Consider the following 22,093-nt stretch of genomic DNA (forward strand, 5'->3'; position numbering starts at 1 on the left):
GCTCCTGCAAGGCCGGATACCGCCCCCGTGAGGGGGCGGGGAGGGCGGGGGGGGGGGGGGGGGGGGGGGGGGGGGGGGGGGGGCCCCCCCCCCCCCCCCCCCCCGCCTTGGCACAGGGGTGATCCCGGTCAGTCCTCGGGCAGTTCCACCGGGGCGATCTCGTCGTAGACGTCACCCGGGCCCGGGTTGGCCGCGTCGGTCTCGCCGCCGAAGTGGTGCATGACGCCCCAGACCGCGTTCAGCGCGGTCTGGATCGCGCCCTCGGCCCAGCCGGCCGTCCAGGAGATGTCGTCGCCGGCGAGGAAGATGCCCCGCTTGTCCTCGGGCAGCCGGTCCTGCATGAAGTGCGTGAACAGGCGCCGCTGGTAGCGGTAGTGGCCGGGCAGGTTGGCCTTGAAGGCGCCCATGAAGTAGGGCTCGTTCTCCCAGGAGACGGTCACCGGGTTGCCGATGATGTGCTTCCGGATGTCGACCTTCGGGTAGATCTCGCCGAGCGACTTCAGCATGACCTCCATCCGCTCGTTCGCGGACAGCGGCAGCCACTTCAGGCTGTCGTCGCACCAGGTGTAGGACAGGCAGATCACGGCGGGCTTGTCCGGGCCGTCGTCCAGCAGGTAGGTGCCGCGGGTCATGCGGTCGGTGAGCGTCATCGACATGACGTCCCGGCCGGTCTCCTCGTCCTTGTCCAGCCAGAAGGGGCGGTCGACCGGCACGAACAGCTTCGAGGACTCCATGTAGTGGGTGCGCTCGATCGCGGTCCAGTGGTCGATCGGGAAGAGCGAGTCGTCGCAGGCGATCTTGGACAGCAGCATCCAGGACTGGGCGGTGAAGATGGCCGCCTTGTAGGTGCGGATGTCGCCGTTGGCGTCGGTCACGGTGATCTGGTTGCCCGCGGTGCGGTGCAGCCGGGTCACGGCCGGCCGCGGCTCGCCGTCCACGTGCAGGGACTTCAGCGAGGTGCCGTACGGCCAGTGGACGATCTTCTCCGGCTCGCGCTCCCACAGGCGCAGCGGCAGCTGCTGGGAGCCACCCACGATGCCGCGGTGGTGGTCGTCCGCCTCGGTGTAGACGACCCGCAGGATCTCCAGGATGGAGTTCGGGAAGTCGGTGTCCCAGCCGCCGGTGCCGAAGCCGACCTGGCCGAAGATCTCGCGGTGCCGGAAGGACTTGAAGGCCTCGGAGTCGCAGAGGAAGCCGTAGAAGGTCTGGTTGTCGAGCTTCTCGACCAGCTTCGCCCAGATCTCGCGGATGCGCGGCACGTCCCGCTCACGCATGGCCTGGTTCATGTCGGAGAAGTCGGCGCCCTCGTCCAGGCACTTGTTCCACGCCTCGGCGACGTCCCGGTACACCTGGGGCAGGTCGGCGATCGTCTCGGCGTAGTGCGACTCGCCCTTGAGGTCCACGACGGTGGACGGGGTGGCCTCGGCGAGGGGGTTCGGGAACGGCCTGGTCTCCAGGCCCACCATGTCGATGTAGTGCTGGAGGGCGGTGGAGGACGGCGGGAAGCGCATCGCGCCCATCTCGGCGGTCAGCGACTCGTCGCAGCCCTCGAAGCCGACGGTGCGCAGCCGGCCGCCGATCTGGTCGGCCTCGTAGACGACGGGCTTGAGGCCCATCTTCATCAGCTCGTAGGCGGCCACGATGCCGGACAGACCGCCGCCGATGACGGCGACCTCGGTGCCGTGCTCGGTCGCGGGTATCTGGCCGAGGCCCGCCGGGTGGGCGAGGAAGTCGTCGTAGGCGTAGGGGAAGTCCGGGCCGAACATGGTGATCGGCGGCTGCTGCTCGTCGGCGTGCTCGACGGCGTTGGGCACCGTGGACGTCATGGGGTACGGACTCCTTGCGCGGGGGTGGAACGGGGAGGGAGGGCTCGGGGGGTCAGACCAGGGACCCGTACAGGCCGGGGCGGCGGTCCTTCAGGTACGGGTTGGCCTCGCGGGAGGCGGCCAGGAAGGCGGGGTCGACATCGGCGAACACCAGCTCCTCGCCGCGGCCGGCGCGGGTGCGGGCGACGCCGTCGGGGCCGGCGAGGGTGGACAGTCCGAAGAACTCGAACTCTCCCTCCTGGCCGACGCGATTGGCGTACGCGACGTACATCTGGTTCTCGAACGCGCGCACCGGGAGCATGGACTCGGCGACGATCTCGAACGGGTGCATGTTCGCGGTCGGCACGACGAGGAGGTCGGTGCCGGCCAGCGCGTGGGCGCGGACGTTCTCCGGGAACTCGACGTCGTAGCAGATCATCAGGCCGACGGTGAGGCCGTTCAGCTCGGCCTGGACGACCGGCTGCTCGCCCGGCGTGAAGTGGTCGCGCTCGAAGCCGCCGAAGAGGTGGGTCTTGCGGTAGTTCGCGAGCCGGGTGCCGTCGGCGGAGATCAGCTGGGCGGAGTTGTGGACGGTCTCGCCGTCGCGCTCCGGGTAGCCGTAGGCGATGGCCAGGCCGTGCCGGGTGGCGATCTCGGCGATCGCGTCGGCGGAGTCGCCGTCGGCGGGCTCGGCGAGGCGGCCGACGGCGTCGCCGATCGCGTAGCCGGTGAGGAACATCTCCGGCGCGACCAGCAGCACGGCGCCCGCGGCGGCGGCCCGGCCCGCGGCCTCGTCGAGGACCTTGAGGTTCTCGGCGATCGAGCCGGGGCGGCCGGAGCTCTGGAGCAGTGCGGTGCGCATGCAGGTTCCTCACCGGAAAGGGGGGTTTTGGGGGCCACAAAGAAGGTACGGTCGGCGCGCTCGGCCGGACAAGCAGGAGCCGTTGCGCGCCGGTGCGCGGTTCGTTGCGTGGAAAGGGGGTCGGGCGGCGATTCGTTGCGCGCCCGGCGGCGGAGGTCCCGTCCGCCCTGAGACGCAGGTCACGGCGGGGTTTCCCCGCCGGACGGGGGAGGCGGGGTGCCGCCTGCGGGGCGATGTGCCTGCGCCCCTGCGCCGGGAGAGTGGTGAGCGTTCAGTTCACGCGCTTGACCTGCGGAAAGGACCGTCATGCAGCGTCGTACGAAGATCGTCGCCGTCACCTTTGCCACCGCCCTGCTGATCACCGCCGGGACGGCGGGCGCGGCGCTGGCCTCGGCGCCCGGGGCGCAGCGTCCCGAGCGCGAGGCCGCCGCGCTCACCGGCACGGCCAAGCTGTACCGGTCGGCCGGGGACGACATCACCTTCTCCTTCGACGCGCATCTGGCGGCGAAGGACACCAAGGATCCGGGGAGGGCCACCGGCACCTTCGAGTTCAGCCATTACCTGCACGGCAACGGCGCCTGGGCCAAGGCGAAGGTGGACTGCCTGGTCACCGGAGGGAAGGTCGCCGTCGTGTCCGGCGTGATCACGGCCTCGGACCTGCCGGGGGCCAAGGGCAAGCGGGTCGGCGTCACGGTCCACGACCTCGGCCGGCACGACCGGCTGGGCTACAGCTGGGCCGGGGCCGGCAGCCCCACGGACACCAAGGACCTGCCGCCGTGCGTGTCGTCGGCGCCGTTCGAGAAGGTGAAGCAGGGCACCGGTGACTTCAAGGTCGTCCCGTGGAACCCGGCGCTCTGAGCGGGAGCGCCGGGGTCGCCCCTCGATGAACTGGTGGTCGCGGGCGAGCTGCGGCTCGACTACAGCTCCTTCAGGCGCTCCACGATCTCCCGCAGCAGACCCGGATCGGCAGCCGGGCCGGTGACCGGGAGGACGCGGGGCGCATCGATGCGGACCAGCCCCGCCTCGGCCAGGTCGCCGAGCAGGACGCGGACGACGGTGAGCGGCAGGTCGGCGTCCGCGGCCAGCTCGGCCACGGGACGGGGGCCGCGGCGGATCAGGTCGAGCAGGGACGCGCGGGCATGGTCCAGCTCCGGCTGTGCCCCGGCGTCCGGTTCCACCGCGGTGACCTGGGACATCAGGTCGATGGCGTGCCGTTTCGAGGGCCGGGTGCGGCCCCGGGTCACGGTGTAGGGGCGCACCATCGACCCGGTCTCGTCCTCGTACCAGTGCTCGTCGCTCACCGCGGCATCAGGGGGCCGAGCGGGTGGCGGCGTCCAGGTGGCGGCCGAGGCGGCGGACGAGCAGGGCCATCTCGTGGGCGAGCTGTCCGACGTCGGTCCGTGCCTCGCTCAGCACGGCGAGGCGGCTGCCGTGGCCGGCCGGGGTGATGAAGAGGTAGGCGTCCTCCAGCATGACCATGGTCTGCCGCACCTCTCCCGCCTCGAACCGCTCCCCCGCCGAGCGGGCGAGGCCGTGGAAGCCCGAGCAGACGGCGGCCAGGTGCTCGATGTCCCGGCGGCGCATGCCCTCCGAGGAGCTCAGCGGCAGACCGTCGGCGGTGAGCAGCACGGCCTGGCGGACGTGGTCGGTACGGGCCACGAGGTCGTCGAGCAGCCAGCCGAGATCGGTGCCGGGCGCTCCGGCGGGCGGGGCCGGGTGCTCGGGGGTCTGGTCGTCACCGTGCATCGTCGGTGTCCGTCCCTTCGTCGGCGTTGACTGTCGGGGTAGGGGCCTCGGTGTCGGTGGGCAGGCCCTTGCGGCCGCGGTCCAGGCCCCGCTGGAAGGCGCCGAAGATCGCGCGCATCTCCTCGGCGTCGACCTCGCGCTCGGGTGCCGCGTCCCGGGGCGGCGGCTCGTCGCGCAGCTCCCGGACGAGGGAGGCCTGCCGGGTGCGGGTGGGCAGGGCGGGGGCGGGGTCCGGCGAAGGGGCGGCATCCGGCGCGGGGGTGCCGCCCGACGCCGGAGTGTCGTACCGCCCAGGGCTGTCGTACCGCCCAGGGCTGTCGTGCCGCTCGGCGGCGTGCTGCTGCGAGGGCGCGAGTCCGGTGTCCGGCAGAGCAGGGGCGGGGTCCTGCGCGGAGGTGGCGCCCGGCAAGAAAGCAAGTGCGGTGTCCGGCGGGGCAGCGGAAGTGTCCGGCGCCGGGCTGTCGTGCCGCTCGGGACTGTCGTGCCGCTCGGCGGTGTGCTGCGCGGGCGCAGGCGCGGTGTCGGACAGGGACGCGGTCCGCTTCCGGGTGGGCAGCTCCAGCACCGGCGCCCTCCGCTCGTCCGGCCTCGGCAGCTCGGCCACCCGGTCCCGCACGTCGGCAGGGGCGGACGGCGCACCGGCCGGCTCCACCTCCGCCAGCACCCCCTCCGGAAGCAGCACCACCGCGGTCGTACCCCCGTACGGGGAATCCCGCAGGTTCACCTCGACGCCGTGGCGCGCGGCGAGGCGGCCCACGACGTACAGGCCGAGCCGGTCGTGGCGGGTGGGGTCGAAGGCGTCGGTGTCGGTGAGGGTGCGGTGGGCCTCGGCGCGCTGCTCGGCGTCGAGGCCGAGCCCGCGGTCGTCGATCTCCAGCACGAAGCCGCTGCCGACCCGCCCGGTGCGCAGCGTGACCTGGGTGTGCGGCGGCGAGAACACCGTGGCGTTCTCCAGGAGTTCGGCGAAGAGGTGCACGATGTCGGCGACCGCGTCCGCCGCGATGCCGACCTCGGGCATCGGCGGCACCACCACGCGCGCGTAGTCCTCGATCTCGCCCACCGCGGAGGCGACGACGTCCGCGATCGGGACGGGCCTGCGCCAGCGGCGTCCGGGCGCCGCGCCGGAGAGGATGATCAGGCTCTCCGCGTGCCGGCGCATCCGGGTCGTCAGATGGTCGATGCGGAACAGCTCGCGCAGGACGTCCGGGTCGTCGGTGCGCCGCTCCAGCGTGTCGACGAGCTTCAGCTGCCGGTGCACCAGCGCCTGGTTGCGGCGCGCGATGTTGAGCAGCACCGCGAACAGGCCCCGGCGCAGGGTGGCCTGCTTGACGGCAGCCTCCACGGCGGCGAGCCGCGCGGTGTTGAAGGACCGGCCGACCTGGCCGATCTCGTCGTCCCTGACCTCGTCGGCGGCGAGCGGCGGCGCCTCGGCGAGCGCGTCCACGTCCTCACCGGCACTCAACCTCCGCATCACGTCCGGAAGTTGCCGGGCGCTGAGCACGTCGGCCGCGTCCCGCAGCGTCTCCAGGCGCCGCGAGATGCGCCGCGCACCGCGCACCGCGAACCACAGCGACAGCGCTACGGCGGCCAGTCCGACCGCACCGACGACGGCGGACTTGGTCAGCTCGCGGTAGGCGAAGGCCCGCCCGCGCGCGGCGGAGTTCTCGGCGGAGCGGGTGCACAGCTGCATGTAGCGCTTGACGGCCCGGTCGGAGGTCGACCGCCAGGTGTCCGCGGCGACGGCCTCCCCGGCCCGCCCGGCACCGGCCCGCAGCAGGGCGTCCTCGCCCCGCACCAGCGAGCGGTGCAGGTCGCCGCGCCGGAACTCCTCGAACAGGCCGCGCGAGTCGGCGGGCAGGTCCGGTACGTACGTCCGCTCGAAGACGCGCCGGTCCTCGATGGTCGCGGTCAGGGTGTCGTACTGCCGGTCGGTCAGGGTCCCGGCCGCCCGCGCCCCGGCGACCAGGGCGTCCTCCCGGGACACGAACTCCCGTACCCGCACCAGCTCGATGACGACCTGCGCCTCCCGCGCGAGCTGTCCGGCCTGGAGCGCGGTCAGCGTGGACTGCACGTCGAAGCCGGGCTCGACCAGCGTGCTGTACGCGTCGACCGCCCGGTCCCAGGTGATGTCCCTGGACAGCACGCGCTCGCGCAGCCCGTCCAGCTTCCCGGTGGCGGCGACCACGGTGTCCAGGGCCTGCCGCTGCCGGTCCGTGAGCCGGCCGCGGTCCCCGCCCTGGACCGCCTGCCGCATGGCGTCGACGGCCTTGTCGGTACGGCGCTGCTGCCCGAGCAGCTCGCTCGCCGTGGCCGTGTCGAGGCGGGCGCCCAGATAGGCGGCGGACATCCGGCGCTCGATCTGGATCTGCCCGATCGCGGTGTCCACGGGGGTGCCGAAGTCCTCGTACACCCCCTGGAGGCGGATCAGCGCCCGCAGTTCGGCGGTGACCGACACCATGGCGAAGCTCCACAGGGCCATCAGCGCGACGGCCGGGGCGAGGGCGAGCGCCACGATCCGCGCGCGGACGGTGGTGGGACGGCCGACGGGCCAACGCATGGGGTACCTGCCCGTGTTACCTGTCAGTAAGAGCGGGCACAACCTACGGGATCGTCACCTGGTCCGCAATGGTGACCTGCGGTAACCCGGAGTCAGTTCCCGGGCAGCGCGAAGGTGGTCACCACCGCTGCATGGTCCGAGGGCCAGTCGTTGCCCGCGACATGGGGCCACGGGCTCGGACTGCCGACGACGAGCGTCCGCGCGTCCCGCACGGTCAGTCCCCGATGCAGGACGTAGTCGATCCGGTCCTGCGGTTCGGGCCGTCCGCTGCCGTCTTCGTGGACCGGGTGGATCGGCGACCAGGTGTGCCCGGGCTCGGCCGCCGGGTCGGGGTGGGCCTCACGGTAGGAGTCGGCGAAGCCCGCGTCCGCCGCCGCGCGCGTCACCGGCCACGCCACGTCCGGCCAGTCCAGGTGGGAGGGGCAGTTGAAGTCGCCGACGAGGACGACCGGTACGCCGTCGGCGGCCGACTCGGCGATCCGGCGCAGCGCGTCCCGCATCTGTCCGAGCCGCACGTCCTCGTGGGCGATCAGCTCGGCCGCCCCCAGCCGGTCGAAGGCGGACTCGTAGGGCCCGTACGGCGTGTAGTGCAGGTGGGCCGTCCAGACGTCGACCTCGCGGCCGGGCGCGACCCGGATCCGGACGCCGGCGGCGCCGTAGAAGCCGACGTCGGGGTCTGCGAAGCGGGCGGTGATGGGGTGCCGGCTGATGACGCCGAGGTTCTCGCCGGCCCGGTGGTGGTGCCAGCCGAGCGCCTCCGCCAGCTCCTGGGCGGCCGTACCGGCGGTCTCCTGGAGCCCGACGACGTCGGCACCGCTCTCCAGGACGGCCTTGACCTGCTTGGCGCGGTGGTCGTCGACCTTGCTGCCGCCGAGCCACAGGTTCCAGCTCATGACGCGGAGTTCGGGTGCGACCATCCGGCACAGCTCCTGAGGTGTGACACCGACGAGGCTGTCGCGCACGGTCCGCCCGGGTGCCGTGCCGATCGGCGCGAGGGACGGCACGGCGAGTACGGCGCACCCGGCGGCCTCGGCGGAGGCCACGCCGGTCTCGGTGTCCTCAACGGCCACACAGGCGGCCGGTTCGACGCCCAGCGCCCGGCAGGCGGCGAGGTAGGGGTCGGGGGCCGGCTTGGTGCGGTCGGTGTCGTCGGCGGTGACGGAGACGGCGAACCGTCCGGCGCCGAGGGCGTCGAGCACCACGTCGGCGACCGCGCGCGGGGACGCGGTGACCAGGGCGGTGGGGACACCGGCCCGGTCCAGCGCGTCCAGCAGGTCCAGGGCGCCGGGGCGGGGCACGATGCCGGTGCGGACCCGCGCGGCGAACTCGCGGTGCAGCTCGGCCGCGAGGTCGGCCTCGGTCCGGCCGGTGGCGGCGGAGAGCCAGCCGGCGGTGTGCTCGACGGGCCGGCCGAGCACCTCGGGCTGGTCGGCTTCGCTCAGCGGCCGTCCGGCGACCTGTTCGACCGCCTCCCACCACAGGCGCTCGGTGTCGACGAGCGTGCCGTCCATGTCGAACAGGACGGCATGGAGCGGGAGTACGGGGTTGTGGGGGGTCACGTTGTCGTCGTTCCTCACTTCTGGATGTGTTCGGCCACCAGCACCGGTCGCTCGGGCAGCGACACGTCGACGGCGGATCCGGCGCCGAGTCCGGTGGCCTCGTGGGCGGGCAGGTCGGCCTTGGCCTCCGTGCCGTCGGCGAGGCGGACGGTGACCCGGACGACGGCGCCCAGGAAGGCGGTGGCGACGACCCGGGCGCCGCCCTGCTCGTCGGCCCGCACCTGGACGGACTCCGGCCGCACCAGCACGTCCACGGCGCCGTCCGGCACCTCGCCGTCGGCCGGCAGCCGCTGCCCGAGCACCTCGACGGTGCCGTCCTTCAGCTCACCCGGGATCCGGCTCATCGTGCCGACGAACTCGGCGACGAAGGCAGTGGCGGGACGGCCGTACAACTCGGCGGGTTCGGCGCACTGTTCGAGCCGTCCGGCGCGCATGACGGCGACCCGGTCGGCGACCGAGAGGGCTTCCTCCTGGTCGTGGGTGACGAAGAGGGTGGTGATGCCGAGCTCCTGCTGGAGCCTGCGGATCTCCTCGCGCAGGGTCAGGCGGACCTTGGCGTCCAGCGCGGACAGCGGCTCGTCGAGGAGCAGGACGCGCGGGCGCAGGGCGAGGGCGCGGGCGAGCGCGATGCGCTGCTGCTGGCCGCCGGAGAGCTGGTGCGGGTACCGCTCCCCCTTGTCGCCGAGTCCGACCAGGTCCAGCAACTCGGCCGCCCTTGAACGCCGTTCGGCCGTACGGACCTTGCGCATGCGCAGCCCGAAGGCGACGTTGTCGACGGCGTTCAGGTGCGGGAAGAGGCTGTACGACTGGAAGACCATCCCGGCGTCGCGGCGGTGGGCCGGGACGTGGGTGACGTCCTCGCCGTCCACCAGCACGGCACCGGAGTCGGGGTGTTCGAACCCGGCGAGCATGCGCAGTGCGGTGGTCTTGCCGCAGCCGGACGGGCCCAGCAGGGCAAGGAACTCCCCCGGCCGGACGGTCAGGTCGAGTCCGTCGAGGGCGACGGTGGCCCCGAACTCTCGCCGAAGTCCGCGGAATTCGACGGTCGCGGCCTTCTCAGAAGTCTTGATCATGGTGGCGGTCATGTGTGTCATCCCCGGGAGGAAGCGGTTCGGGTGCGTCCGCCGGCACCGGCGAGCGCGAGCAGCAGGGCCCAGGTGACGAGCAGGCTGAGCACGGACACGGCGACGGACATCTGGGCCTGCGAGCCGCCGACGTTGTAGATCCACACGGCGAAGGGCTCGTAGCCGAGCAGGTGGGAGACGGTGAACTCGCCGAGCACCAGCGCCAGCGTGAGGAAGGTCGCGTTCAGCAGCGCACCGCGCAGGTTCGGCAGCACGGCCTGGACGAGGGCCTGCGGCCAGGAGGCGCCGCAGCTGCGGGCGGCCTCGACGAGGGTGCGCACGTCCATCGCGCGCAGGCCCGCGTCCAGGGCCCGGTAGACGAACGGCAGCGCCATCACGACGTACGCCAGGACCAGGACGATCGGAAAGTTCTCGTCCTGGATCACCACGAACGTCTGGAACAGCGGCGTCCGGGACAGGTGCTCCGGGCCCCACTTCAGCACGGTCACGATGCCGGCGACGAACGCGATCGGCGGCACCACCAGCGGCAGGGAGCAGACCACCTCGACCACCGGCCGCAGCTTGGGCGCGCCGAGCCGCAGCGCGACCACGGCGGGCACCATCAGCAGCAGGACCACCGCGATGGTGGCCACGGCCAGCTCCAGTGAGAGCAGCAGGCTGGAGGTGAAGCCGGCGGTGGACAGGATCTTGGTGTAGGCGTCGAAGGTGACGCCCTGGCCGGGCACGTCGACCGTGAAGATCACGGAGGCGGCGAGCGGCACCAGGAAGTACAGGGCGGCCAGGCCGAGGACGGCCCAGCGCCAGGGGGTCAGGCGTCGAGCCATCGGGCGCTCCGTCGTTGCAGGGGCAGGTACACGGCCATCACCAGGCCCGCCACCAGCACCATGTCGAGGCTGAGGGCGAGGGCGACGTTCTCCTGGCCGACCAGCACGTTGCCGGAGAGGGCGTCGGCGATCTGCAGCGTGACGAGCGGGACCGCGCTGCCCACCATCGCGGCGGCGGTGGCGTAGGCGGCGAAGGCGCTGCCGAAGAGCAGCACGAAACCGCCGAGCAGGGAGGGCGCGAGGACGGGCAGGGCCACGTGGCGCCAGTACTGCACACCGGTGGCGCCGTTGTTCAGCGCGGCCTCCCGCCACTGGACGCGCAGGCCGTCCAGGGCCGGGGTGATGGTGAGGACCATCAGCGGGATCAGGAAGTACAGGTAGACGAGGACCAGGCCCCAGAAGCTGTAGAGGTCCCAGCCGCTGTCCTTCAGGCCTAGGTGCAGGGTCAGCACGCCCGCGTTGCCGAGGGTGGCGACGAAGGCGAAGGCCAGCGGGACACCGCCGAAGTTGGCGAGCACGCCGGAGGCGGTCAGCACGGCCTCGCGTAGCGCGCGGGAGCGGGAGCTGACCACGGCCTGCGCGAGCGGCAGCCCGAGCAGGGCGCCGAGCGCGGCGGAGATCGCCGACAGCTTCACGCTGCCGACCAGCGCGGTGAGGTACGGGCCCTGCAGCGAGGTCGAGAGGTTCTCGGTCGTGTAGGAGGCGGCGCCGGTCGTCTGGTCCTTGACCGTGAAGGCGCCGTTCAGGATGGCGAGGGCGGGCAGGCCGAAGGCGATGGCGGTGAACACCAGCAGCGGGACCACGGCAAGCCAGCCGGGGGCGCGGCGCCGCCGCTTCGCCGAAGCGACGGGCGCCACGTCCGCACGAGTGAGGGCGGTGGTCATCCGGAGACGGCCTTGCCCCAGCCCTGGGCGATGACCGTCTTGGCCTTGCTCTGCTGGGCCTCGGTCGGGAAGGACGGCGTGCCGGTGACCTTCGGCAGCTTGGCGGCGGCCGTCTTGTCGAGGGTGCCGGCCTTGTCCATCGAGGTCATCAGCGCCGGGCGGGCGTAGCCCTTGAGCCACAGGTTCTGGCCCTCGGTGCTGTAGAGGTACTCCTGCCACAGGCGGGCGGCCGCCGGGTGCGGGGCGTCCTTGTTGATGGCCTGGGAGTAGTACTGGGCGTACTGGCCGTCGGTCGGGATCGAGACCTTCCAGTCGACGCCCTTGGACTTGAACTCCTCGGCGTATCCGGCGTTCAGGTAGTCCCAGTCGATGCTGATGGGCGTCTCGCCCTTCTCGACGGTGGCCGGGGTGGACTCGACGGGCGTGTAGTTGCCGTTCTTCTTCAGCTTGGAGAAGAAGTCGAGGCCGGGCTGGATGTCGTCGAAGGAACCGCCGCCCGCGAGGGCCGCCGCGTACACGCCGCCGAAGGCCGAGCCGGACTTGGTCGGGTTGCCGTTGAGCGCGACCTGGCCCTTGTACTCCGGCTTGAGGAGGTCCTTGAAGGTGGTCGGGCAGGTCTTCACGCGCTTGGCGTCGCAGCCGATGGAGATGTAGCCGCCGTAGTCGTTGAACCAGCGGGCCTGCGGGTCCTTCTGGCCCTGGGGGATGTCGTCGTAGGAGGCCACCTTGTAGGGCGCGAGCAGGCCCTGCTGGGCGGCGCTGAGCGCGAAGGAGGAGCCGAGGTCGAGGACGTCCGGGGCGCGGTCCTGGCCCTTCCGCGAGGTCACGGCGTTGATCTCGTCCTGGCTGGAGCCGTCGGGGCTCTCGTCCTCGATCTTTACGCCGTACTTCTTCTGGAAGCCGTCGATGATGGCGCCGTAGTTCGCCCAGTCGCGGGGCACCGCGATGATGTGCAGCGTGCCCTCCTTCTTGGCCGCCTTGACGAGGGCGTCGAGACCGCCGAAGTCGGCCGCGGAGGTGGCGGTGGCGGCGTTCTTGCCGTCCTTGGTCTTGGTGGACGCGTTGTCGGGGGCGGCGCCACAGGCGCTCAGCGCGAGTGCGGCGACGACGGCGAGGGAGCCGCCGAGGACGGCGTTTCTCGGCAGGGACACGGTCACGGTCTCTCCAGGGGTGCGCACGGTGCAGGGTGAGATGTGCGGAGAACTTGTCTGAACAAGTTGCGTCACAGTACGCCCGTCGCAGGTGTCCTGTCCGTAAACCGTGGCGAAACTTTGAACCGTTGTTGGCTGCACAGTCCAGACCGTTTCAGATCACGCTCAGGACTCGATTAGGCTGGTCACGCTGTGCACAGCGGCCTACGCAGAGGGGAAGCATGACGGCGCGACACGAGGAGATCGCCGACGAGCTGCGGCGCGCGATCGACCGCGAGGAGTACACGGTCGGCAGCCGGCTGCCCTCGGAGTCGGAACTCGCGACGCACTACGGCGTCTCGCGCGGCACGGTCCGCCAGGCCGTCGCGACCCTCACCTCCGAAGGTCTGATCGGCTCCCGGCAGGGCGCCCGGCGCGTGGTGCTCGCCAGCCGCCGCAGCCAGACCTTCGAGGAACTGCGCAGCTTCGCCCAGTGGGCGCGGGCCATGGGCCGCGAGGCCACCGGGCACGTGGTGGCGCAGGAGTACCGCCCGGCCACCCAGGAGGACGCGGTACGACTTCAACTGTCCGCCGGTACGCAGGTGTTGCACGTGCTGCGCGTCCGCGGCCTGGACGGCGAGCCGGTGCTGCTGGAGCGGACGGTGTACGCGGACTGGATCTCACCGGCGGTCGAGGCGATCGAGCCCGACTGCCCCTCGGTGACCCAGCGGCTCTACGACGACACGGGCCTGGTCTTCGCCTACGGAGAGCACGTCATCGACGCGGTGGCGGCAGGTGCGCAGGACGCGGAACTGCTCGGCATCCGCCGCACGAGTCCGCTGCTGCGGGTGCGGCGGGTGACGACGACCAGGGAAGGCCGCCCGGTGGAGTGGTCGGACGACCGCTACCGCTCGGACGCGGTGAGCTTCAGCGTGCACAATTCGATAGGCAGCAACGCGCTGGCTCGGAAGACGGCGGACTGAAGGTGACGTCCGTGGAGTGGGTCTCTCTGCCACACGTCGACACGCACACGGCCGTCGTCGGGGCCGGGCCGGACGCGGTGTGGCGAGCGATCGGCGAGGTCCTGGACGGTTCCTTCGCCGGCGGTGCCCGGTACGCCCGCCTGGTGGGCTGCGCCGACCGCACGGCCTCCGGCCCGCGCCCGCTGGCCGCCGGCTCCACGATCCCCGGCTTCCGGGTGGCCACCGCAGCCCCGGGCCGGAACCTGGTCCTCAGCGGCCGCCACCGCTTCTCGGCCTACGCGCTGATCTTCCGCCTCGAAGCCGACGGCCCGGGCCGCACGCGCGTGAGCGCGGAGACCCGGGCCGCCTTCCCCGGCTGGGCCGGGAGGCTGTACCGGCTGCTGGTGATCGGCACCGGCGGGCACGCGATGGGCATGCGCCGCCTGCTACGGACGATCGGCCGCCGGGCGAGCTGAAGACCTAGCCCGGCGCCCCCGACGAGAACCTCCGCAGCAACGGCGAAAGCACCAGCACCGACTTGGTCCGCTCGACGAACGGCTCCCCGGCGATCCGCTCCAGCACCCGCTCGAAGTGACGCATGTCGGACGCGAAGACCTGGACGACTGCGTCCGCCTCGCCGGTGACGGTGGACGCGGCCACGACCTCCTGGTACCGCTCCAGGCCCCGCTGGATGGTCTCCGGCGAGGTGTTGCGCCGGCAGTAGATCTCGACGAACCCCTCGGTCTCCCAGCCGAGGGCGGCCGGGTCGACCCGGACGGTGAATCCGGTGATGGCTCCGGTGGCCCGCAGCCGGTCCACGCGCCGCTTCACGGCGGGCGCGGACAGGCCGACCAGTTGCCCGATGTCCGCGTAGGAGCGGCGGGCGTCCTCGGCGAGGGCGTGCACGATGCGTTCGTCGAGATCGTTCAGCACGTTGGGTTGATCAGCTCTCAGGTGTTGCGAGTCGGGAACGGCGAAGGCCGTACAGGAAGTAGAACACGAGCCCGACTGCCATCCAGCACCCGAAGACGACCCAGGTGACGGTGTCGAGGCTGAACATGTTGTACGCGCAGGCCAGGAAGCCCAGCACCGGCAGGACCGGGCCGAACGGCACCTTGAACGTGCGCTCCAGCTCCGGCCGCTTGTACCGCAGGACGACGACCGCGATGTTGACCAGGCCGAAGGCGAACAGCGTGCCGATGCTGGTGGCGTCGACGAGCTTGCCGAGCGGGATGAGGGCGGCGAGCACACCGCAGAAGAGGGACACGATCACCGTGTTGAGGCGGGGAGCGCCGGTCTTCGGGTGGATCTTGCCGAGCGCCTTCGGCACCAGGCCGTCGCGGGACATCGCGAAGAGGATGCGGGTCTGGCCGTAGAGCACGGTGAGCACCACGCTCGCGATGGAGATGACCGCACCCAGCGCGAGCAGGGTGCCCCAGAAGGTCTGGCCGCTGACATCGTTCATGATCGCGGCGAGCGTGGCCTCCGAGCCGTCGAACTTCTTCCAGTTCCAGGCGCCGACGGCGATGCCCGCGACGAGCACGTACAGCGCGGTCACGATGATCAGCGACAGCATGATCGCCCGCGGCAGGTCCCGCTTGGGGTTCTTCGCCTCCTCACCGGCGGTGGAGGCGGCGTCGAAGCCGATGTACGAGAAGAACAGCGTGGCACCGGCGGCGCTGACACCGGACATGCCGAGCGGCATGAAGTCGGCGTAGTTGCCGGACTTGAAGCCCATGAAACCGATCGCGCAGAACAGCACGAGGGCGGCGATCTTCACGCAGACCATGATCGTGTTGGCGCGGGCGGACTCCCGTGCGCCACCGAGCAGGAACACCATCGCCAGCAGGACGACGATCAGGGCGGGCAGGTTGATGATGCCGTGTCCCTCGCCCGGCGCCGAGGACAGGGCGGCGGGGATGGTGACACCGATGGTGCCGTCGAGCAGCTCGTTCAGGTACTCGCCCCAGCCGACGGCGACGGCGGCCACCGACACGCCGTACTCGAGCACGAGGCACCAGCCGCAGACCCAGGCGACCAGCTCACCCAGCGTTGCGTACGCATACGAGTACGAGGAGCCGGCGACCGGGATGCTGCCCGCCAGTTCGGCGTACGACAAGGCCGAGAAGAGAGCCGTGAGACCGGCGATCACGAAGGCCAGGGTGACCGCGGGACCGGCCTCCGGGACGGCGTCGCCGAGGACGACGAAGATGCCGGTGCCGAGGGTGGCACCGATGCTGATCATGGTCAGCTGCCACAGCCCGAGGGACCGCTTCAGCGACCCTCCCTCACCCTGGCCGCCCTCCGCGACCAGGCGTTCCACGGGCTTGCGACGCATGAGGCGCGCGGCGACGCCCGGAGACGCGGGGGCGGCCGTTGTCTGGTTCTTCGGGGGTGCGCCTTGGTCGAGCACGCATGGGCTCCTTGTTCGATGCCGGTCAGGACGGGTGGGGACCGGGTAGGGGCCCGCCAGGGCAGGAACCCACCGAGCGGGGTCCCCGCCACGCCACGTACAGCGCAGCACCCTATGAGGCGGGCCTTCACGGGCGTAATGCAGCAACCTTGCGCGTCCCCGGATGATCATTGCGTTCATCGGGCCGGTATGACAAATCGTTGCGCGCGGGCTGCGGACTGTTGCACGGCGGCCTCGCAGATCCCTCTTTTCACCCTTTCTCCGGTACGGCCGCCCGGGAACGCCGACGGCCCCCGCCGGTCCCGGGAATCGGGATCGACGGGGGCCGTACGGAAGGGACCCGGCTCAGCTCCAGCTGGCGTGCAGCGGCTTGCCCTCGGCGTAGCCGGCCGCGCTCTGGATGCCGACGATGGCCTTCTCGGCGAACTCCTCCAGGGAGCCGGCGCCGGCGTAGGTGCAGGAGGAGCGGACGCCCGCGATGATCGAGTCGATCAGGTCCTCGACGCCCGGGCGGGCCGGGTCGAGGAACATCCGGGAGGTGGAGATGCCCTCCTCGAACAGCGCCTTGCGGGCCCTGTCGTACGCCGACTCCTCCGACGTACGGTTGGCCACCGCACGCGCGGACGCCATGCCGAAGGACTCCTTGTAGGCGCGCCCGTCGGCGTCGTGCTGGAGGTCGCCCGGCGACTCGTACGTACCCGCGAACCACGAGCCGACCATCACGTTGGACGCACCGGCCGCGAGGGCCATGGCCACGTCGCGCGGGTGGCGGACACCGCCGTCGGCCCACACGTGCTTGCCGTACTTCTTCGCCTCGGCGGCGCACTCCAGGACCGCGGAGAACTGCGGCCGGCCCACGCCGGTCATCATGCGGGTGGTGCACATGGCGCCGGGGCCGACACCGACCTTGATGATGTCCGCACCGGCGTCGATGAGGTCCTTGACGCCCTCGGCGGAGACGATGTTGCCCGCGACGATCGGCACCTGCGGGTCGAGGGCGCGCACCACCTTGACGGCGCTGATCATCGACTCCTGGTGGCCGTGCGCGGTGTCGATGACGAGCGTGTCCACGCCCGCGTCGAGCAGCTGCTTGGCCTTGCCCGCCACATCGCCGTTGATGCCGACGGCGGCGGCGATGCGCAGCTTGCCGTTCGCGTCCACCGCCGGGGTGTACAGCGTCGCCCGCAGGGCGCCCTTGCGGGTCAGGATGCCGGCGAGCTTGCCGTCCTTGTCCACGGCCGGGGCGTAGCGGCGGTTGTGGTGGTCGAGGGTGTTGAAGGCCTCGCGCGGGTCGATGTCCGCGTCGAGGAGCAGCAGGTCCTTGGACATGACCACTTCGAGCTGGGTGAAGCGGTCCACGCCGGTCAGGTCCCGGTCGGTGACGACACCGACGGGCCGCTGGTCCTCGTCGACGACCACACCGGCGTTGTGCGCCCGCTTGGGCAGCAGGGCCAGGGCGTCGGCGACGGTCTGGTGCGGGGCCAGCACAATCGGGGTGTCCAGCACCAGGTGGCGGCTCTTCACCCAGGAGACGACATCGGTGACCACGTCGATCGGGATGTCCTGCGGGATGACCACGAGCCCGCCGCGGCGGGCCATCGTCTCGGCCATGCGGCGGCCGGCGATGGCGGTCATGTTGGCGACGACGAGCGGGATGGTGGTGCCCGTGCCGTCCGGCGAGCTGAGGTCCACGCCCTGACGCGAGCCCACCGCGGAGCGGCTCGGCACCATGAACACGTCGTCGTACGTCAGGTCGTACGCGGGCTGGATGTCATTGAGGAAACGCACGTGCTGCACATCCCAGTCGATCAGAGGTGACCCCCCCGACGGGTGCGCCAGGGGGAAAAGAGCACGTACTTCATTGTCCCATGCCCGGGCCCCCGCCATGCCCCCACAGAACATCCAGGCTGGTGGGAGCGGGTCTAGGAGGATCCTCCAAGCTCCAGGACGACGGCGAGGGCGGGGGTACGGTCCACCGCCTCGGCGAACACGTCCTGCGCGGTGCGCCACTCCTCGGGATTCGCCTCGGCGTACGGCCGCCAGCCCCGTACGACGACCAGCAGCCCCTGCTCGACGGCGTCCTCGGGCCAGACCGTGTGGTCGGAGAGGGAGTCCACGAGGGCGTCCCAGTTGCGGCCGAACCAGTCGGGCAGCGCCAGTGCCCGGGCCGTACGGTCCATCAGGCCCGCCTTGTCCGTGACACCCTCGAGGTCGAGGGAGACCACGAGCCGGCCCGCCAGGTCTTCGCTCATCTCAGCACCGCCCGGAACGACTTGTAGTGATCATCGGTGTAGTAGATCTCCCCGCCCTGTCCGGTGATGATCCGCCGCGCACCGCGGTCGCTCGCACTGGGGGTCTTCACCGTGTACTCGTGGTAGTAGCCGCGCTCGTGCTTGGGCAGCAGCCCCTCGAAGTTCCCGAAGACGATCCCGTCCCGCGCGTACGGGAAGGGTCCGCCCTTGTCGATGAGGGCGAGGGTCTGCCGGGCCTCGACCGGGAGCCGGGACAGCTGCACGGTGGCCATGCCGTGGGCCCAGGCCGGGGTGGACGCCGTGGCCGCCGCCGATCCACGTGCATGCGGACCCGGACTCGAACTCGACGAGCACCCCGTCAGCAGGACGGCAAGGAGGACGGCGAGGACTACGCCGAGACAGGCCGCCGGCCCCGCGAGCGCGCGCGGAACGCGCCGCAGGAACGGCGTGGGGACGGACCGCAGCAGCATGCCGCCGATGCTGCCACGGCCGTCCCGGCACGTCGTGGTCACGACCCGCCGTCAGGCCCCCGTCGGACACGGTCGGACCCGGTCAGGCCCCGTCCGGGTCCGCACGGCTGAGCGCGGGCTTGGGCGTCGGCCCCGCCGTCATCAGGTAGTCGGCCGCCGAGGTGTCGGTCACCAGGCTGGTGACCAGCCCGGAGCGCAGCACCGCGTCGATCGCGGCCGCCTTGCGCTGCCCGCCGGCGATCGCCACGACCTCCGGGATACGGCGCAGCTGGTCGGCCTTGACCGTGATGCACCGCTCCCCCAGGTCCCGTCCGACCCGGCGTCCCTCGGCATCGAAGAGGTGCGCCGACATCTCGGCGGCGACACCGAGCGAGGCGTAGTGCGCACGCTCCTCGTCGCTGAGCATGTCGTGCACCGTCGAGATGCCCGGCTCCCAGGAGCCGATGGACACACAGGCGACCGTGACCTTGTCGAAGTACTCGAAGGCCCGGGCGATGCCCGTCTGGTGGCGCAGCGCCGCCGCGGTGGCCGCGTCCGGCAGCAGCATCGGCGCGTAGATGGGGTGCGCGTCACCGCCCGACACCTGGGCGGCACGGCGTACCGCCTCCACGGAGCCGCGCTCGGCGGTCCCGGCGTCGTACACGCCCGTCAGCTGCACCACCGTGCACGGCGGCAGCCGGTCGAGCGCCGCCGCCATGTGGATGGTGGACCGGCCCCAGGCGAGCCCCAGCACGTCCCCCTCGTTGACGAGTTCGCCGAGCAGGTCGGCGGCGACCTCGCCGAGGTTCTCGGGGTCGGGGGTCTCCTCTGCCTCGGCCGGGGACTCGACCACGACGGCGTGCCTCAGGCCGTAGCGGGCGCGGAGCGCGTCGGAGCGCTCTGCGTCCAGCTCGGCCGGCACGCGGATCTCGATGCGTACGAGATCCCGTTCGAGGGCGGTCTCCAGAACCCGGGCCACCTTGAAGCGGCTGACGCCGAACTCCTCGGCGATCTGGATCTTGGACTTCCCCTCGAGGTAGAAGCGGCGGGCCATGGCCGCCGCCTGCACCAGCTCAGCGGGTCCCATCCGCATGGCTGACCGGCCCGCCGACATACCCGACACGGCGATCTCCTCACTGCTGTTCACACTCTGGATTCGCCGTTCATCCTTGCAGATTCGGCGTGACTGATCCGCCCTGATGGGCGCCGACCCCTCAAGCGTTCACGTAGCCGTGGCTCAGTGGTCGCATGCCCAGGAGGCCTTGGCCGTCGTGGACTCCGCCTGGGCGCGCAGCGCTCGCACCGCCTCAGCGGGGTCCTCGGCCCCGTACACGGCCGAACCGGCGACGAAGACGTCCGCTCCCGCCTCCGCGCACCGCTCGATCGTGGATGCCGACACACCGCCGTCGACCTGCAGCCACAGCTGGAGACCGTGCTTGCTGATCAGCTCTCTGGTGCGGCGGATCTTCGGCAGCATGATGTCGAGGAAGGCCTGGCCGCCGAAACCCGGCTCGACCGTCATGATCAGCAACATGTCGAGTTCCGGGAGCAGGTCCTCGTACGGCTCGATCGGCGTGGCGGGCTTGAGCGCCATGGAGGCGCGGGCGCCCTTGGCGCGGATCTCCCGGGCGAGTCGCACGGGCGCGGCCGCCGCCTCCACATGGAAGGTGACCGACGAGGCCCCCGCCTCGACGTACTGGGGTGCCCAGCGATCGGGGTTCTCGATCATCAGATGGCAGTCCAGCGGGGTGTCCGTCGCGCGGGCCAGGGACTCCACGACCGGCACGCCGAGCGTGAGGTTGGGGACGAAATGGTTGTCCATGACGTCGACGTGGAGCCAGTCGGCTCCCTCGACCGCCTTCGCCTCGTCCGCGAGGCGGGCGAAGTCGGCGGACAGGATGCTGGGGTTGATCTGCACGGCCATGACCCAAGACTGCCATGTCCGACGCACGGATGTTCGCGCCCGTCCACAGGCGAGACCGTTGATCATACTTGTACGACCGTATGTGGACGCCTGTGGACAGCGCTGGGCGGAGCCGGACAGGACCCGCGTCCGTCAGCCGGTCCGCCGGATGAGGGCCAGGTACATCGCGTCCGTGCCGTGCAGATGCGGCCACAGCTGCACGTCCGGCCCCTCGCCGAGCGCGGGGACGCCGGGGAGCAGCGGCCGGGCGTCGAACAGCTCGGCCTCCGGGTGCTGCTTGAGCACGTCGGAGACGACCGCCCGGGTCTCGGCGAGGTGCGGCGAACAGGTGGCGTAGGCGACGACCCCGCCCACGCGCACCGACTCCAGCGCGGTGCGCAGCAGGGCGCGCTGGAGCGGCGCGAAGTTGTCGAGGTCCTCGGGGCGGCGCCGCCAGCGCGCCTCGGGGCGCCGGCGCAGGGCGCCCAGCCCGGTGCACGGCACGTCCATCAGCACACGGTCGAAGCTGCCGGGCCGCCAGGGCGGCCGGGTCCCGTCGGCGGCGATGACCTGGTACGGCCCCGGGTTGCCGTGCAGGGCCCTGGCCACCAGACCGGCCCGGTGCGGCTGCTTCTCGGAGGCGAGCAGCGCGGCCCCGCGCTCGGCGGTGAGGGCGCCCAGCAGCGCGGCCTTGCCGCCCGGCCCTGCGCACCCGTCGAGCCACTTCTCGTCGGGACCGTCGATCGGGGCGTTCGCCAGCGCGAGCGCGACCAGCTGGCTGCCCTCGTCCTGCACGCCGGCCCGCCCCTCGCGCACGGCCTCGACGGCACCGGGCTCACCGCCCTCGGCGAGCCGCACGGCGTACGGCGACCAGCGCCCCGGCACGGCGGCGTCCTCCCGCAGCAGCTCCTCGGTGGTGGCCCGCCCGGGCCGCGCCACGAGCGTCACCTCGGGCCGCTCGTTGTCGGCCTCCAGCAGGTCCTCGATCCCGGCTCGCCCGCCGCCGAGGGAGTCCCACAGCGCGGAGACGACCCAGCGGGGGTGCGAGTGCACGACGGCGAGATGGTCCTCGGGATCCTCGTCGTACGACGGGGCGACCTTCGCCAGCCACCCGTCGAGATCGTCCTGAGCCACCTTCCTGAGCACGGCGTTGACGAACTTGGCCCGCCCGTCCCCGAGCACGACCCGCGCCAGCTCCACGGAGGCGGAGACGGCCGCGTGCGTGGGAATCCGTGTCCCGAGCAGCTGGTGGACGCCCAGGCTCAGCACGTCGAGCACCGGCGGGTCGACTTCCCGCAACGGCCGATCGACGCATGCGGCGATCACTGCGTCGTACGTCCCCTGGCGGCGCAGCGTCCCGTACACCAGCTCGGTGGCCAGGGCGGCGTCCCGCGCGTCGAATTTTTCGGGTCCCTCCTTCTCCCGCGCCTTGCGCAGCAGCGGCGGCAGCACGAGGTTGGCGTACGCGTCCCGCTCGTCCACGGCTCGCAGCGCCTCGAAGGCGAGGATGCGGACGGGGTCCTTCTGGGGACGGCGGTAGGGCTTGGCGGGCTTGCGCGGCCGCCGGGACTGCTCGCTCACGAAAAAGGTGCTCCGGATGTGAAGAAGGGGGTGCGACTCCCAGCGTACGTCCGGACACCGTCACCCCCGCCTCCCGGGCCC

21 protein-coding genes are annotated in these 22,093 nt (G+C 71.9%); 3 read left to right on the forward strand and 18 right to left on the reverse strand.

Annotated elements, in window-relative coordinates:
• Window positions 1–128: 128 nt before the first annotated feature.
• Both ACZ5DS_RS16225 and ACZ5DS_RS16230 read right to left on the reverse strand, forming a co-directional pair.
• On the reverse strand, window positions 129–1,826 hold the full coding sequence (locus ACZ5DS_RS16225) for a flavin monoamine oxidase family protein (RefSeq protein WP_468238451.1): 1,698 nt from the start codon (window positions 1,824–1,826) through the stop codon (window positions 129–131).
• Between the two features lie 52 nt (window positions 1,827–1,878).
• Window positions 1,879–2,667, reverse strand: a complete 789-nt coding sequence (locus ACZ5DS_RS16230) for a carbon-nitrogen hydrolase family protein (protein ID WP_468238453.1) — start codon at window positions 2,665–2,667, stop codon at window positions 1,879–1,881.
• A 306-nt stretch (window positions 2,668–2,973) separates the two neighbouring features.
• On the opposite strand from ACZ5DS_RS16230, the gene ACZ5DS_RS16235 reads away from it, so the two are divergent.
• A complete protein-coding gene (locus tag ACZ5DS_RS16235) occupies window positions 2,974–3,525 on the forward strand; it encodes a Repetin (protein ID WP_468238455.1) in 552 nt (183 codons plus the stop codon).
• A gap of 59 nt (window positions 3,526–3,584) precedes the next feature.
• Here ACZ5DS_RS16235 and ACZ5DS_RS16240 read toward each other — a convergent pair whose 3' ends face one another.
• From ACZ5DS_RS16240 to ACZ5DS_RS16275, 8 genes are all read right to left on the reverse strand, one after another.
• Entirely contained in the window at window positions 3,585–3,968 is a 384-nt protein-coding gene (locus tag ACZ5DS_RS16240) for a DUF742 domain-containing protein (RefSeq protein ID WP_468238458.1), read from the reverse strand.
• 7 nt (window positions 3,969–3,975) lie between these two features.
• On the reverse strand, window positions 3,976–4,413 hold the full coding sequence (locus tag ACZ5DS_RS16245) for a roadblock/LC7 domain-containing protein (protein WP_468238460.1): 438 nt from the start codon (window positions 4,411–4,413) through the stop codon (window positions 3,976–3,978).
• Window positions 4,403–6,970, reverse strand: coding sequence for a sensor histidine kinase (locus tag ACZ5DS_RS16250; protein WP_468238462.1), 2,568 nt, complete (start codon window positions 6,968–6,970; stop codon window positions 4,403–4,405). Before ACZ5DS_RS16250 ends, ACZ5DS_RS16245 begins: the two co-directional genes overlap by 11 nt.
• 92 nt (window positions 6,971–7,062) lie before the next feature.
• On the reverse strand, window positions 7,063–8,529 hold the full coding sequence (locus ACZ5DS_RS16255; protein ID WP_468238465.1) for an HAD-IA family hydrolase: 1,467 nt from the start codon (window positions 8,527–8,529) through the stop codon (window positions 7,063–7,065).
• A 14-nt stretch (window positions 8,530–8,543) separates the two neighbouring features.
• Window positions 8,544–9,602 carry an ABC transporter ATP-binding protein gene (locus ACZ5DS_RS16260; protein WP_468238467.1) on the reverse strand — a complete coding sequence of 353 codons (1,059 nt, stop codon included), beginning with the start codon at window positions 9,600–9,602 and terminating at the stop codon, window positions 8,544–8,546.
• Window positions 9,603–9,619: 17 nt separating this feature from the next.
• Window positions 9,620–10,438 (reverse strand): ABC transporter permease, encoded by an 819-nt coding sequence (locus ACZ5DS_RS16265; protein ID WP_468238469.1) that lies wholly within the window; start codon window positions 10,436–10,438, stop codon window positions 9,620–9,622.
• Window positions 10,423–11,322 (reverse strand): ABC transporter permease, encoded by a 900-nt coding sequence (locus ACZ5DS_RS16270; RefSeq protein WP_468238472.1) that lies wholly within the window; start codon window positions 11,320–11,322, stop codon window positions 10,423–10,425. The genes ACZ5DS_RS16265 and ACZ5DS_RS16270 overlap by 16 nt, the downstream gene beginning before the upstream one ends.
• Window positions 11,319–12,479: an ABC transporter substrate-binding protein gene (locus ACZ5DS_RS16275; protein ID WP_468238475.1), complete on the reverse strand. Its 1,161-nt coding sequence runs from the start codon at window positions 12,477–12,479 to the stop codon at window positions 11,319–11,321. Before ACZ5DS_RS16275 ends, ACZ5DS_RS16270 begins: the two co-directional genes overlap by 4 nt.
• Before the next feature lie 215 nt (window positions 12,480–12,694).
• Here ACZ5DS_RS16275 and ACZ5DS_RS16280 point away from each other — a divergent pair, with 215 nt between their 5' ends.
• Together ACZ5DS_RS16280 and ACZ5DS_RS16285 are read left to right on the forward strand one after the other, a co-directional pair.
• Window positions 12,695–13,435 carry a GntR family transcriptional regulator gene (locus ACZ5DS_RS16280; protein WP_468238478.1) on the forward strand — a complete coding sequence of 247 codons (741 nt, stop codon included), beginning with the start codon at window positions 12,695–12,697 and terminating at the stop codon, window positions 13,433–13,435.
• A gap of 11 nt (window positions 13,436–13,446) precedes the next feature.
• A complete protein-coding gene (locus ACZ5DS_RS16285) occupies window positions 13,447–13,890 on the forward strand; it encodes a hypothetical protein (protein ID WP_468238481.1) in 444 nt (147 codons plus the stop codon).
• Window positions 13,891–13,894: 4 nt separating this feature from the next.
• On the opposite strand, the gene ACZ5DS_RS16290 is transcribed toward ACZ5DS_RS16285, so the two are convergent.
• The 8 genes from ACZ5DS_RS16290 to ACZ5DS_RS16325 all read right to left on the reverse strand — a co-directional run bounded on the left by ACZ5DS_RS16290 (window position 13,895) and on the right by ACZ5DS_RS16325 (window position 22,012).
• Entirely contained in the window at window positions 13,895–14,347 is a 453-nt protein-coding gene (locus ACZ5DS_RS16290; RefSeq protein ID WP_046726552.1) for an Lrp/AsnC family transcriptional regulator, read from the reverse strand.
• A 10-nt stretch (window positions 14,348–14,357) separates the two neighbouring features.
• The gene (locus ACZ5DS_RS16295) at window positions 14,358–15,827 is read right to left on the reverse strand and encodes an amino acid permease (RefSeq protein WP_468238485.1); all 1,470 of its coding nucleotides are present in this window, start codon (window positions 15,825–15,827) and stop codon (window positions 14,358–14,360) included.
• 345 nt (window positions 15,828–16,172) lie between these two features.
• Window positions 16,173–17,615: a GuaB1 family IMP dehydrogenase-related protein gene (locus tag ACZ5DS_RS16300; protein ID WP_468238487.1), complete on the reverse strand. Its 1,443-nt coding sequence runs from the start codon at window positions 17,613–17,615 to the stop codon at window positions 16,173–16,175.
• Window positions 17,616–17,749: 134 nt separating this feature from the next.
• Window positions 17,750–18,079, reverse strand: coding sequence for a barstar family protein (locus ACZ5DS_RS16305; RefSeq protein ID WP_468238489.1), 330 nt, complete (start codon window positions 18,077–18,079; stop codon window positions 17,750–17,752).
• Entirely contained in the window at window positions 18,076–18,549 is a 474-nt protein-coding gene (locus ACZ5DS_RS16310; protein WP_468238492.1) for a guanyl-specific ribonuclease, read from the reverse strand. The genes ACZ5DS_RS16305 and ACZ5DS_RS16310 overlap by 4 nt, the downstream gene beginning before the upstream one ends.
• Window positions 18,550–18,631: 82 nt before the next feature.
• On the reverse strand, window positions 18,632–19,675 hold the full coding sequence (locus ACZ5DS_RS16315; protein ID WP_468238494.1) for a sugar-binding transcriptional regulator: 1,044 nt from the start codon (window positions 19,673–19,675) through the stop codon (window positions 18,632–18,634).
• Between the two features lie 90 nt (window positions 19,676–19,765).
• Entirely contained in the window at window positions 19,766–20,452 is a 687-nt protein-coding gene (gene rpe / locus ACZ5DS_RS16320; protein WP_468238496.1) for a ribulose-phosphate 3-epimerase, read from the reverse strand.
• Between the two features lie 132 nt (window positions 20,453–20,584).
• A complete protein-coding gene (locus ACZ5DS_RS16325) occupies window positions 20,585–22,012 on the reverse strand; it encodes an RsmB/NOP family class I SAM-dependent RNA methyltransferase (RefSeq protein WP_468238499.1) in 1,428 nt (475 codons plus the stop codon).
• Window positions 22,013–22,093: the final 81 nt, after the last annotated feature.

The sequence above is a fragment of the Streptomyces sp. NPDC031100 genome (assembly GCF_055570785.1).